Annotated in this window: 13 protein-coding genes; 11 read left to right on the top strand and 2 right to left on the bottom strand. The window is 50.4% G+C overall.

The annotated features are described in order from the left end of the window. Window positions 1-2: 2 nt before the first annotated feature. On the bottom strand, window positions 3-1,214 hold the full coding sequence (locus FGT79_RS10725; protein ID WP_138752643.1) for an aspartate aminotransferase family protein: 1,212 nt from the start codon (window positions 1,212-1,214) through the stop codon (window positions 3-5). Between the two features lie 193 nt (window positions 1,215-1,407). Here FGT79_RS10725 and FGT79_RS10720 point away from each other — a divergent pair, with 193 nt between their 5' ends. The 11 genes from FGT79_RS10720 to thiO all read left to right on the top strand — a co-directional run bounded on the left by FGT79_RS10720 (window position 1,408) and on the right by thiO (window position 11,874). Continuing rightward, window positions 1,408-3,090 (top strand): helix-turn-helix domain-containing protein, encoded by a 1,683-nt coding sequence (locus FGT79_RS10720; protein ID WP_138752642.1) that lies wholly within the window; start codon window positions 1,408-1,410, stop codon window positions 3,088-3,090. Window positions 3,091-3,458: 368 nt separating this feature from the next. Next, the gene (locus FGT79_RS10715) at window positions 3,459-4,790 is read left to right on the top strand and encodes an acetylornithine deacetylase (protein ID WP_138752641.1); all 1,332 of its coding nucleotides are present in this window, start codon (window positions 3,459-3,461) and stop codon (window positions 4,788-4,790) included. Continuing rightward, window positions 4,759-5,445 carry a thiaminase II gene (tenA, locus tag FGT79_RS10710; protein WP_138752640.1) on the top strand — a complete coding sequence of 229 codons (687 nt, stop codon included), beginning with the start codon at window positions 4,759-4,761 and terminating at the stop codon, window positions 5,443-5,445. Before FGT79_RS10715 ends, tenA begins: the two co-directional genes overlap by 32 nt. Beyond that, the gene (locus FGT79_RS10705) at window positions 5,442-6,245 is read left to right on the top strand and encodes an ABC transporter ATP-binding protein (protein ID WP_246096264.1); all 804 of its coding nucleotides are present in this window, start codon (window positions 5,442-5,444) and stop codon (window positions 6,243-6,245) included. Before tenA ends, FGT79_RS10705 begins: the two co-directional genes overlap by 4 nt. After that, window positions 6,242-6,994, top strand: coding sequence for an ABC transporter permease (locus FGT79_RS10700; protein WP_138752638.1), 753 nt, complete (start codon window positions 6,242-6,244; stop codon window positions 6,992-6,994). The genes FGT79_RS10705 and FGT79_RS10700 overlap by 4 nt, the downstream gene beginning before the upstream one ends. Before the next feature lie 28 nt (window positions 6,995-7,022). Next, window positions 7,023-8,033 carry an ABC transporter substrate-binding protein gene (locus FGT79_RS10695; RefSeq protein ID WP_138752637.1) on the top strand — a complete coding sequence of 337 codons (1,011 nt, stop codon included), beginning with the start codon at window positions 7,023-7,025 and terminating at the stop codon, window positions 8,031-8,033. 56 nt (window positions 8,034-8,089) lie between these two features. Further along, a complete protein-coding gene (locus FGT79_RS10690) occupies window positions 8,090-9,103 on the top strand; it encodes a ThiF family adenylyltransferase (protein ID WP_246096262.1) in 1,014 nt (337 codons plus the stop codon). 20 nt (window positions 9,104-9,123) lie between these two features. Next, on the top strand, window positions 9,124-9,744 hold the full coding sequence (gene thiE, locus FGT79_RS10685) for a thiamine phosphate synthase (protein WP_138752636.1): 621 nt from the start codon (window positions 9,124-9,126) through the stop codon (window positions 9,742-9,744). A 7-nt stretch (window positions 9,745-9,751) separates the two neighbouring features. Beyond that, window positions 9,752-9,952 carry a sulfur carrier protein ThiS gene (gene thiS, locus FGT79_RS10680; protein ID WP_138752635.1) on the top strand — a complete coding sequence of 67 codons (201 nt, stop codon included), beginning with the start codon at window positions 9,752-9,754 and terminating at the stop codon, window positions 9,950-9,952. A gap of 4 nt (window positions 9,953-9,956) precedes the next feature. Then, entirely contained in the window at window positions 9,957-10,736 is a 780-nt protein-coding gene (locus FGT79_RS10675; RefSeq protein ID WP_138752634.1) for a thiazole synthase, read from the top strand. A gap of 28 nt (window positions 10,737-10,764) precedes the next feature. Further along, the gene (gene thiO / locus FGT79_RS10670; RefSeq protein WP_138752633.1) at window positions 10,765-11,874 is read left to right on the top strand and encodes a glycine oxidase ThiO; all 1,110 of its coding nucleotides are present in this window, start codon (window positions 10,765-10,767) and stop codon (window positions 11,872-11,874) included. A gap of 233 nt (window positions 11,875-12,107) precedes the next feature. On the opposite strand, the gene asd is transcribed toward thiO, so the two are convergent. After that, complete coding sequence (gene asd, locus FGT79_RS10665; protein ID WP_138752632.1) at window positions 12,108-13,193, bottom strand: aspartate-semialdehyde dehydrogenase; 1,086 nt, start codon at window positions 13,191-13,193, stop codon at window positions 12,108-12,110. Between the last annotated feature and the right edge of the window lie 68 nt (window positions 13,194-13,261).

The raw sequence follows: 13,261 nt of genomic DNA, 5'->3' as shown, positions 1-13,261 counted from the left end.
CTTCAGCAGGTGGACAATTGCTTGAATGCTTTGCGAAGGATGCCGAGCATCGTATCAATGTCCTGCTGTGAAACGATTAATGGAGGAACAAGCCGAATCGTCGATGAGTTCAGCGAGTTGATCAGCAGGCCCTCGCGCTGGCAAATAGCGGCAAGCTCAGTGGCTGTACCCGCAGGCGTATCGAATGCCAGCAGCAGCCCTTTGCCGCGAATGTGCGAGATCGAAAGCTCACTAGTCAGCTCCTTTAATTTACTTATCAAATAGTTGCCTTGCGTCTTTGCGTTGGCAGCCAAATTCCGCTCAAGCAGCTCGGTAAGGACAGCATAGCCTACAGCCATTGCAAGCGGCGCCCCTGTGTATGTTCCTCCTTGATCCCCCGGCTCGAACAAATCGAATTTGCTCTTGGCTAGCATGGCTGACAGTGGAAAGCCTGCCCCAATACCTTTGCCCAGCGTCATTACATCAGGCTGGATACCATAATGCTCGCACGCGAAGAGCTTCCCCGTTCTCCCTAGCCCCGTCTGGATTTCATCAAAAATAAGCATGATCCCGTACATATCGCATATTTTACGAATGCCATATAAATAAGATTCATCAACGGAATGGACGCCGCCCTCCCCTTGAACCAGCTCAATCATAATGGCACAGGTTTGATTGGTGACTGCGGCGAAGCAGGCATCTAAATCATTAATGGGGACATGCTTGAAGCCGTCAACCTTGGGTGAGAACAGGTCTTTCCACACGGTTTTCCCTGTAGCGGACATCGTGGCAAGTGAACGTCCGTGGAAGCTGTTCGTGAGTGTAATGATTTCATAGGCACCATTCAAGTTGACTGTACCATGTTTTCTTGCGAGCTTAATGGCACTTTCGTTCGCTTCTGCGCCGCTGCTGGCGAAAAAAGCTTTATCCATCCCGCTGACGCTCGTAAGCAGCTCGGCGAATTCAATCATCGGACGGTTGTAATAGCCCGGACTTGCATGAACAAGGGTAGCAGCTTGGCTGGTTAAGGCTTTCTGAAGGGCCGAAGGGGAGTGACCAAGACTTGCAACCGCCCATCCGCCAACGAAATCCAGATAACGATTCCCATCTGTATCCCACATGTACATGCCCTCGCCGCGTTCCATCACAATAGGTGGACGATTGGCCGTAAATAAAACCGACTTTTTTGCACATTCCAGCAACGATGATGTGGTTGATTGTTCTGTTTGTATCATAATCAATAAGCCTCCCGAAAATTCATCTCATTGCATAAATATACAACAAAGTGTTTTATTATACAACATTTAAAAAACGAATTAGCATTGATAACGATTATCAATTAGAATGTAAGAATGAGATGTTTGTAAGTAGCATCCAAACACGGTATTTAAACAACAATGATGATGTGTCAAGGATGGTGAATAGCCTATGAACAAGGCAGAGCGTCAGAAGGAAACAGATTCGGATAATCGAATGGACGGGGTATGGCTTAAACTTCGCCATATGGAGTGGATGAATGAGCAATCTCAGTCACTTCAGCCTTCATGTGATAAGGCTAACTGCCTTCAATTCCTTGTAGCAGAGGGCAACAGCGGTCAGGTTTGCATTGACGGACAGCAGTATCCACTTCAGCCAGGTATTATTTTCCTATGCTCAGAGGAGCAGCGTATTCAAGTGAAAGCATCACAAAGCTTGGATACGGGATTATTCAGAATTACATTCGAAGCAGGCATCGTCCCTCAAACAGAACAACAGGATCGGGGCAACAGCAAATCGCAATTAAACTTGCAAAATATGGTTGGGGTATACAAATTGCCTGATGCATCCTTAGCGGTGGAGAAGTGTCAGAAAATGATTCGTTATTGGAACAGTGGGAACGCTGTTGATAAACTATATGGTACCGCAGGGCTGTATGAGCTGCTCGGATTAACGCTGCAGGGTACTACCCAATCTCCGACAAGCATGCTCGAGCTGGCAAGGTCAGAAATTCAGAAGCGCTATGCGGAAGAAATAAAAGTGGATGATCTCGCAGGGCTTGTGGGGCTCAGCAGGTTCCACTTTATGCGGACATTCAAGGAGAAGTACGGAAGAGGCGTTCATGAGTACGTAACGGAGCTTCGGGTAGGCAAAGCGAAGAGGCTGCTGGTGGAGCAGCCAGCGCTGTCGATGCAGGATATCGCTAGTCAGACTGGTTACAGCAGTGCAACTACGTTCTGCCGTACATTCAAGAAGCAAATTGGCATTACCCCTACCATTTACTGGCGCAGCAGGTCGCGGAGAACCGCAGCCTACAGCTGGGCGAATATCGGACAGCTGCTGCCGCTGCAAATTATGCCATACGCGGCTCCTGTTGATCAATATTGGAATGATTTTTACCGTAAAAAATATGTAACGGATGTTGTCGTGCCGCTTAGTCACGATCATGTATTCAATCTAGCCGCCTTGCGAGAGGCACGTCCAGACTGCATTATTGGGATGGATTATCTCATTCCGCCTGAGCATCGGAAGCAGCTTGAGCAGATTGCGCCGCTGCTGCTTATTCCTTGGGCCATAGCAGATTGGCGGCAGCATCTGCGCCTCGTTGCAGACTTTACGAATAAGTCAAGAGAGGCAGAAAGCTGGCTCACGGGCTATGATTGGAAAGCAGAGGCAGTGCGCCGCCAATTGCAGCCGGGGGTGAAGAAATCGGTCGTGCTTATTCTCAAAATATCCGGTTCGCGGATTTCGGTCGTCGGTCGCCGTGCAGCAACGGTGCTGTATGATGACCTGCAATTAAAGACACCTTACCGTCTTGGCGTAATCGACCCTTGGCTGCAAGTGGTGCTGCCGCATCAATTGGAGGATTTCCAAGCTGATCATATTTTGCTTAGCGTCAATGAAGACGAAGACTCACAAGCGGCATGGAGAGGACTGCTGGCTTCGGAATATTGGGAGAGCCTGCGCGCAGTCAAGCATAGGATGATAACTTATTTGCCAGGTTCGCCTTGGTTTGAGTTCCCCTCTGGCGAGTATTCAGCGTTCCATCACGATCGTATGCTGGATGAGGTTCAGAATACGCAGCTATGCTTGCAAGGTTCTAGACTTCATTCAGCGGCTAGCAGAATGGACTGAAATAGAATGGTTGGTATAGAAGCGAGTATGAATCATTCCCATCTTCATATTGCCAATTATATAGGGTTAGGCTATAGTTGTTTTAACTTCATAGGAGTACGGGTGCTGGATATAGTCCGGCTGAGATAGGGGCCCTTTGTCCCTGACCGTTAATCTGAACCAGGTAATGCTGGCGTAGAGAACGTATCGAATCGTAACCATTCGTGTATTCTCGAATGGTTTTTTTCTATTGAAATACAGAAAATGTATATTTTCAGGCGATACATTTTCTTTATTTCTCGGAATGAAACGTACTGCACCACGAGAGGACGGAGACAGCCGTTTCACCTTGCCAGCACCTGTGTTTCCGTGAATAGGAGGAAACCGAAATGATACAAGAAGCATTAATTAAGAGGCTGCAGCAGGAGGCTGAGGACAGGCAGGAGGAGCTGCTTGATCTGCTGTCACAGCTGCTTGCGTACCCAACTGTAAGTCCTCCAGCGCGCAATACGCTCGAAGCACAGCGCTTCGTACAGAAGCAGCTGATCACAAGCGGGTTTGAGACAGAGCTGTGGGAGGTTTATCCCGATGATCCGAATGTGACGGGGATTAGACCGGGGTCGCAGCGCGAGTTGTATCGGAGTCTGCTGCTGAATGGCCACATGGATGTTGCCGAGGTAGGCGATGATGCGCAGTGGAAGTATGATCCGTTCGCTCTCACGCTTGAGGACGGCAGAGTCTATGGGCGGGGAACGTCGGATATGAAAGGCGGTTTGGCTGCATTGCTCTTTGCCATTAAGCTGCTGAACGAAGGCGGCGTTGAGCTGAAGGGCGATCTGCTGTTTCAGTCGGTCATTGGCGAGGAGGCAGGCGAGGCAGGAACAAGAGCCTGCACAGAGAGAGGCTGCAATGCCGACTTTGCGATTGTTGCCGATACAAGTAATTTGGCTATACAAGGTCAGGGTGGTGTCATTACCGGCTGGGTCACTGTACAGAGCCCGGTTACTTATCATGATGGCTTGCGAGCACGGATGATTCATGCCGGCGGAGGCATTAGAGGAGCTAGTGCTATTGAGAAAATGATGAAGCTGATCGAGGGGCTGCAGGAGCTGGAACGTTACTGGGCCGTTACGAAGTCTTATCCGGGATTTGCGGCTGGGTCGAATACGATTAATCCAGCAGTCATTGAAGGCGGCCGCCATGCGGCATTTATTGCAGATCAATGTGCGTTATGGATTACCGTTCATTTCTATCCTGACGAGGATTATGAATCGGTGGCTGCCGAAATCGAGAACCATCTGCTCAAGGTTGCCGAAGCTGATCCTTGGCTGAGTGAGCATCCGCCGACCTTCCGCTGGGGCGGGCGGTCGATGCTGGAGGAGCGTGGCGAGATCTTTCCATCGCTTACGCTCGATGAAGAGGGAGACGGCTTGAAATCGCTTGCTGCCGCTCATGCGTTGCATCTTGGCGCTGCGCCTGCAGTAGGCATGAGTCCAAGCGTTACGGATGCAGGCTGGCTGGGAAGAGCTGGCATACCTACGGTTATTTATGGTCCTGGTGAGCTGCATCATGCCCATGCGGTTGATGAGAGTGTCGAGCTTAATGAGCTGATTGATTATGTGAAAGTCATGATTGCGTTCATTGCGGATTGGTGCAATCAAGTAAAACCGGAAGCGGAGGTATTCGTCAATGAGAGTAGAAACAGCAGCAGGCAGCTTTAGCGAAAGACTTTACCGGTCAGTTTGGCCCGTATGGGAGAGCTGTCATGCTCATCCGTTTCTGACGGAATTAAGAGACGGGACGCTTGCGCTTGATCGGTTCATTTATTATATGAAGCAGGATTATGTGTATTTGATTGATTATGCCAAAATGTTCGCGCTTGGCAGCATAAAGGCCCGCGATCTTGACACGATGGGGAAATTTGCAGAGCTGCTTCATTCTACTCTGAACATGGAGATGGAGTTGCATCGCCAATATGCGGAGCGCTTCGGCATCGATAGGGAAGAGCTGGAGTCTACCGTACCGTCGCCGACAACGATCGCCTATACGAAGTATATGCTGGATGCAGGACAAGGCTCGCTCGCAGAGGTCGTTGCAGCATTGCTCCCTTGCATGTGGAGCTATAGGGAAATTGGTACAGCTTTTGCTCAGCATCCGGGTGCTCTGGAGCATCCGTTATACCGCGAATGGATTCTCATGTACAGCTCAGAGGAGTTTGGCGAGCTGACAGAATGGACGATTGGGCTAATGAATCGACTGGCAGAGGGATTGCCGGAGCGGGAGCTTGCGCGTCTAGAAGAGCTGTTCGTCATTACGTCCAAATTCGAGTATATGTTCTGGGATATGGCTTACCGTCAAGAAGAGTGGCCATTGTGAGCGCAGCGTTAACAACTGGTAGAGATAAGCGTCCGCTTGCCCTGTCGGTTGAAAATCTCTCCTATTCGTTTGCTGGCGGTGTTTCGTTGTTCCGTGGACTTGGTTTCAGCATCCGCGAAGGTGAGTTCGTTTCTCTCTTAGCGCCTAGCGGCATGGGCAAGACAACGCTGTTTCGACTTCTCGCAGGCTTGCTATCTCCGCAAGCGGGTACGATTAAGGTGGGCTCTTCAGGAGACAGCAGAGGCCGAATCGGCTATATGCCGCAGCGGGACAGCTTGATGCCATGGCGAAGCGTGCTTGATAATGCAGCGCTGGGACTTGAGCTGGCAGGAATCCCAAAGCGCGAGGCTAGGCGTCGCGTGCTTGAGCTGCTGCCAGCCTTCGGGCTGGAAGGAACAGAGGCGAAGCGTCCGCATGAGCTGTCAGGCGGCATGCGACAACGGGTGTCTTTTCTACGCTCTGTCCTCGGCGGCGGGAATGTCCTGCTGCTCGATGAACCGTTCAGCGCCTTGGATGCAATGACACGCATCCATATGCAGCAGTGGTTGCTTCAAGTGTGGGAGAAGCATCGCAAAACGATTCTATTTATTACGCATGACATCGATGAGGCATTGCTCCTCTCAGATCGCGTTTTAGTTGCGGCGCACTCGCCGGTTTCCTTTTTGGAGGAGCTTACAATCAGCCTGCCGAGGCCAAGAACATATGAAACGGTGCTGGATGATTCCTTTGCTTCGTTGAAGCGGCAAGCAATGGGGCTTCTAGGCAGAGAGGGTACCGGATGGGGAGGAGCGAGCAGATGAAGCGTCGCCTTCACTCGAGCATGCCCTTGCTTATATTTATCCTATTGCTAGCATTGATCTGGGAGGCAGCAACAAGCTGGCTGGCGATTCCCCATTATATCATTCCGAGGCTCTCTGATGTGCTTGTCTCTACCTGGGACAACCGTTTGCTGCTTGGGAAGCATTTTGCCGTTACATTAGGGGAGTCGCTGCTCGGGCTAAGCTTCTCCATTCTATTCGGGACACTTGCAGCCATGTGCATCGAAGGCTCATCCTTGGCGAAGAAGACGCTTTATCCGCTAATTGTGGCGTCACAGACGATACCGATTATCGCATTATCGCCGATTATGGTCATGTGGTTCGGCTATGAGATTTGGAGCAAGGCAGCTGTCGTTATTTTATTTACTTTCTTTCCAATTGCGGTAAACACGACTGATGGCTTCCGCTCGGCCGATTCGGGTATTGGCGAGGTTATGCGCTCCATGAATGCTAAGAAGCATCAATTGTTTCTCAAGTGGAAGCTGCCATCGGCACTGCCGGGCTTTTTTACGGGACTTAAAATGGCTGCAACGATCAGCGTAGGCGGAGCGACGCTCGGTGAGTGGCTTGGCGGCGAGGCAGGCCTTGGGATGTATACGAAGCGAGCATCCAGTATGCTGCGAGGCGAAGCTGTTTTCTCAGGCGTACTGCTGCTTTCGTTGATGGGCATCTTGTTATTTATGGCGGCGCAGGCGCTAGAGCAGGCCTTTCTATCCAAGCGTCAATCCTAAATGTAGAGAAGAGAGGAATCATAACCGAATGAATTTCAATAATTGGAAAAAAATACTGATGTCATCAGCTGTTTTCTTGCTTATCCTTACTACAATGGCCGCTTGCGGCTCCGATAATATAAAGAATAATGCCGAGGAAGCGGAAACCGAGCTCACGGTGCTGCTGGACTGGTATCCGAATGCGGTGCATGCCTTCCTGTACGCAGCCGAGGAGCAGGGTTATTTCGAAGAAGCGGGTCTTAAGGTCAAGCTCCAAACACCAGCCGATACGAATGATGCGCTTAAGTTGGTAGCTGCAGGCAAAGCAGATCTTGCGCTCAGCTATCAGATGCAGGTAGCGATTTCGCGTGCGGAGGATATTCCGATTGTATCGGTGGCAGCGATCGTTCGCCATCCGCTTAACCGCCTGTTTGCACTTGATTCAGCAGCTATTCAAAGTCCTAAAGATCTAGTAGGCAAAAAGATCGGATACCCTTCGATTCCGCTTGACCAGCTGATCGTAGACACAATGGTGGAATCGGACGGTGGCGATCCCGCTAAGCTGAACTATGTCGATATCGGCTGGGATCTTATTCCGGCCATGACGACGAGCAAGGTTGATGCGATAATTGGCGGTTATGTTAATCATGAGAAGCCGCTGCTGGAGAAAGAAGGGCTGAAGCTAAGCACATTCGATCCTTCCGCGTACGGCGTTCCTGATTATTACGAGCTAGTGCTTACAGCCAGCGAAGCGGGCTTGAAGAGCAAAAGCGCGGCATTCAAGAAGTTTATCGAAGCGGCCGCGAAGGGGCAGCAATATACGGTAGACAATCAGGAGAAATCGCTGCAGAATCTACTTGATTCGCAGAATGAGAGCTTCCCGCTAGATGCAGAGATTGAGAAGCAGAGCTTGGACATTTTACTGCCGCTCATGGATGCGGGATCCGAGACGTTCGGCTCGCAAACGGAGGAATCATGGCAGTCGGTCATCAACTGGCTGTACGAGCATGGGCAATTAAAGAATGAGATTAAAGCAGCGGATGCGTTCCGTAATCTATAATAGAATCCATATAGAAGGATCAGGCATCAAGGGAATGGCGGAAAGGGGCAGACAAGGTGGATGAACGGTATTCGAGACAAATGCTGTTTGCGCCGATCGGCGAGGACGGGCAGCGTAAGCTGATAGATAGCAAGGTCTGCATCGTTGGCATGGGAGCGCTTGGAACGGTGCTGGCGAACCATATGGTACGTGCCGGTGTCGGGCATGTGAGACTTGTGGATCGCGATTATGTGGAGAAAAGCAATTTGCAAAGGCAAATGCTGTTCGATGAGGATGACGTGGAACAAGTCTACCCTAAGGTGGTGGCTGCCGAGAAGAAGCTGATGAGAATCAACTCTTCTGTTCATATTGAAGCGATTGTAGCAGATGCTACCGCGCTCAATATTGAAGCTTTGCTTGATAGCATGGACTTGGTGCTGGATGGGACAGACAATTTTCAGACACGGTTCCTGCTCAATGATGCATGTTTTAAGCTTGGCATCCCGTTTACTTACGGGGGAGCCGTCAGCTCGCGGGGAATGAGCGCGATCTTCGTTCCAGGGCAGACGCCTTGCCTGCGCTGTTTGATAAAGTCAGGCGATTCGGGCGGTCAAACCTGCGATATGATCGGGGTGATCGCACCTATTATCGATATGGTCGCTTCCTATCAAGCTGTCGAAGCGATGAAATATTTGGTCGGAGACGAGCAGAAAAGAAGAAACAGCCTCGTTACGTTCGACATCTGGCACAATCAATATTTTGAGATGAAGCTGGGCGCGCCGGATAAGAACTGCCCTTGCTGCCAGTTGAAGGAATACCCTTCGCTTTCGCTGAACGCAGAGAACACGGTTTTGTCCTTGTGTGGACGGGAGACGATCCAAATTGCGGGCAGCGGCCCGCTGGATCTCGCATTGTGGCGGGATCGGCTTGAACAGGCAGCAGTCAAGGTGAGTCTGAACCCATTTCTACTGAAGGCGGAGCTATCGGATGGGGAGCGGCTTGTCTTGTTTGCTGATGGCAGGGTGCTTGTGCAGGGAACGGATGATTTTGTACGCGCAAAAACGTTATATGCCCGGTATATCGGGCTTTAATAGAGAGGAGTGGGAAACGGATGAAGGATTTCAGATTGTACGCCATTACAGGCGAGCAATTTCACCCTGGACGTGAGCTGGTAGAGGTTATGGAGCAAGCGATTCTGGGAGGCGTTGACATTATCCAACTGCGGGACAAATCGGGTGACAAAGCAGCGATACGGAATAAGGCTAAGCTGCTTAGGGAGCTTACGCGCAAATATGGTGTAACCTTTATCGTCAACGACTATATCGATATTGCGATGGAAGTAGATGCGGACGGCATTCATTTGGGTCAAAATGATGTACCGTTGCTTGAAGCAAGAAAAATCGTTGGCAATAAAATCATTGGCATCTCCACCCATGCGATAGAAGAGGCGCTGCTTGCCGAGCAGCAGGGAGCTGATTATATCGGCGTAGGGCCGATTTATCCGACCGCAACCAAGGTTGATGTCGTTGATCCGGTCACGATAGCCTATGTTCGTGAAGTTGTTCGTGAAGTGAAGATACCGTTTGTGGCAATCGGCGGGATTAAGCTGCATAACGTAGATGAGGTCATTCACGCGGGAGCATCGCGGATATGCGCGGTTAGCGAAATTGTAGGGAGCGCGGACGTTAAAGGTGTCTGTCAGGCTTTTATTCAGAAGCTGGAGAGAGGATAGTGATCGTATGGAGCTCGTCATCAACGGAGAAAATCAGCTTATGGAGCAGGTCAGTTCGGTTCATGATGTGATTGAGAGGCTGGGGCTTACGGGCAAGCCAGTCGTTGCGGAAGCAGATGGCCATGTGTTAACCGCAGAGCAATGGGCGGATACGCTGCTATATCCAGGTATGAAGCTTGAATTGGTTCATTTCGTAGGGGGAGGCTAAGCGGATGCAGACAGATGTTTTGGTTATTGGCGGTCGGACACTGACCTCTCGTTTTTTTCTTGGTACTGGACTTTTTCCTAATCCGTACGTACAGAAGGAAGCGATTAAAGCTTCCGGAGCTGAGGTGCTTACTTTTGCCATTAGAAGGATTAACTTGGCATCGACGGAGGATGACTCTATTCTTCAGCATTTCGAGGATAATCAGTACGTATATTTGCCGAATACATCTGGAGCGAGAACGGCGGATGAGGCCATTCGCATTGCGCGGCTCGCAAGAGCTTCCGGACTTAGTGACTGGATCAAGGTCGAGATTAGCGTCAACGAGCGCACGCTGCTGCCCGATCCGATTGAAACGTTGAAGGCAACGGAGATTTTGGTGAAGGAAGGCTTCACGGTGCTTCCTTATACTTCGGATGATCCTGTTATTTGCAAGCGGCTGGAGGAAGCTGGCGCAGCGGCTGTTATGCCTGGCGCAGCCCCAATCGGTACCGGGCTTGGTATTCTGAATCCTTATCATTTAGGCTTGATTGTGGAGGAGGCTGGTGTGCCGATTATTGTGGATGCAGGACTTGGCTCAGCAAGTGACATCGCGCAGGCGATGGAGCTTGGGGTGAGCGGTGTGCTGATGAACACGCCAGTCGCGAAGGCGAAGGACCCGGTACGGATGGCGAAAGCGATGTCTCTTGCTATTGAAGCAGGACGTTTATCATATTTGGCAGGCCGGATTGAGAAGAAGAAATATGCTTCAGCAAGCAGCGGGCTCGACGTCTTTAAATTGAAATAGCGGGAAGTACGGGAGCGATAGGATACCAATGAGAGAAAAAGTGATTGTGATGGGTGGAGGCATTATTGGCTTGTCCTGCGCTCTTGAGCTGCAAAGACGCGGCTATCAAGCCGTCCTTCTGGAGACAAAGCGCTGCGGCGGTCAAGCTTCTGGCGCTGCGGCTGGCATGCTGGCTCCCTACTCAGAGAACGTAGAGGGACCAGATTCCTTTTTTCAGCTGTGTAGGGAGAGCTTGCAGCTCTATCCAGATTGGCAGCAAACAGTCAGAGAAATTTCGGGACAAGCATTCGAATATACGGAGTCAGGCAGCTTGTACGTGGCTTATCATGATGCAGATCTGCTGGCCCTTGCGGGCAGGCTGTTATGGCAGCGTGAATATGGCTCCTCCGGCTCTATCGTAGAAGGTGCTGCACTGCACCGAATGGAGCCATTGCTCACGCGCGGGGCGAGAGCTGCTTTGTATACGCCGGAAGAGAGCCATATCTATGCTCCTCATTATGTACAGGCATTAGAAGAAGCATGCAGAAGGCTCGGTGTATGCATCTATGAGGATCTCGTGCAGCTTGAGATTGTGGAGTGGCAGAAGGAAGTAATCGTACGTGCCTTGGACGGGCGTTTCTTCGAGGGCGATCAACTTCTCATATGCTCAGGAGCGTGGGCACAGCAACTGGCGGATACGTTTCATATAAACATTCCGGTCTATCCGATCCGCGGACAAATTTGTGCCTATGAAGTAGAGGCGCAGCCGGTTTCGCACATGGTATTCTGTAACCAAGGCTATTTGGTTGGCAAAGCGAACGGCACGCTAGTGTGCGGCGCTTCGGAGGATGTGGCCGGTTATGATACGGCAGTAACTGAAAGAGGAATCGGACGTCTCCAAAATTGGAATAAGCAGCTATTTCCGTTCCTTGCGGATCAGACGCCGTTCCATAGCTGGGCAGGACTTCGTCCGGCAACACAGGACGGCTATCCGTTAATCGGGCCTGTGCCGGGCACAGGGCGGGTCGTGCTCGCAGTCGGCCATTATCGCAATGGTATTTTACTAAGTCCGGCTACTGCGCTGCTGGCGGCCGATTATATTGCGAACAAGCAGCACTTGGCTTACAGCCAAGCGTTCTCGCCTAATCGCTTTAGTTAGTAGCAGAGCAAGAAAAGATTCACTTCGTTTAGGCAGATTGATGAGGCAGCAGGTACTGGAGATAAAATTGCCATGGACATCTTTCCTAGTATGCATGAAATAAGCAGCCGCTTGGCCTATGATAGGCTGAAGAGGATGTTGTCCGAATAGGCTGGTAAATGGCAAAGAGCAAGCCCCCGAACCTGCTGGGGGCTTGCTCTTTAGATTGCAATCAATTCAATAAAGATCAGCATTTATTTGGGCTGAATATACCCTTCCGCTTTCAAAAGCTCGGCAATAAGAACAGCTCCGCCTGCTGCACCGCGCAACGTGTTATGTGAGAGTCCAACAAATTTGAAGTCGTAGAGCGAATCCTCACGCAATCTTCCCGCAGATACTCCCATTCCGCGTTCAATATCACGATCAAGCCTTGTCTGAGGTCTGTTCTCTTCTTCAAAATAAGTGATAAACTGCTTAGGTGCGCTTGGCAGGCCAAGCTCCTGAGGGCGTCCTTTGAAGTTCAACCAACGGTCGAGAATTTCTTCTTTGGAAGGTTTTTTCTCGAATGATGCAAATACGGTAGCCAAATGTCCATCTAGAACCGGAACACGGATACATTGCGTTGTGATGATCGGCCCGCTTGCTTTAACAATCTCGTTATTAACAATGCTGCCCCAAATGCGAAGCGGCTCCTGCTCGCTTTTCTCTTCCTCGCCGCCAATATAAGGGATGACATTGTCTAACATGTCAGGCCAGTCGGTAAAGTTTTTGCCTGCTCCAGAAATTGCTTGATAAGTCGAGGCAACGACATGTTTCGGTTTGAACTCCTGCAGGGCGTGAAGTGCTGGCACATAGCTCTGAATGGAGCAGTTGGGCTTAACCGCAATGAAGCCGGTTGATGTTCCAAGCCGTTTTCTCTGCGTGGCAATGACATCCAGATGACCGGGATTGATCTCTGGGATAACCATTGGAATATCAGGTGTCCAGCGATGAGCTGAATTGTTGGATACAACAGGCGTTCCTGTTTTTGCATAGGCTTCTTCGAGCGCTTGAATTTCTGCCTTTTTCATATCTACTGCACAGAAAATAAAGTCAACCTGCGAAGCAAACTCTTCCACGTTCGAAGCGTTCTGAACGACGATGTTTTTAACGGCTTCAGGCAAAGGGGTGGTTAGCTTCCATCTTCCTTGCACAGACTCTTCATATGTTTTGCCTGCCGAACCGGCACTGGCAGCAATTGCTGTTACCTCAAACCATGGATGCTGATCCAGTAGCTCAACGAACCGCTGGCCGACCATACCTGTTCCTCCTACAATACCAACCTTTAATTTTGCTGTCATATGTGATTACATTCCCTTCAGCTTTGTATGGTCTTTCTTCATTAGCTATTCAATAAAAGTTATTTTGG

Origin of the sequence: Paenibacillus sinopodophylli (assembly GCF_005930355.1) — a bacterium.
Taxonomy (GTDB): domain Bacteria; phylum Bacillota; class Bacilli; order Paenibacillales; family Paenibacillaceae; genus Pristimantibacillus; species Pristimantibacillus sinopodophylli.
This window is presented reverse-complemented; position numbering and strand designations above follow the sequence as displayed.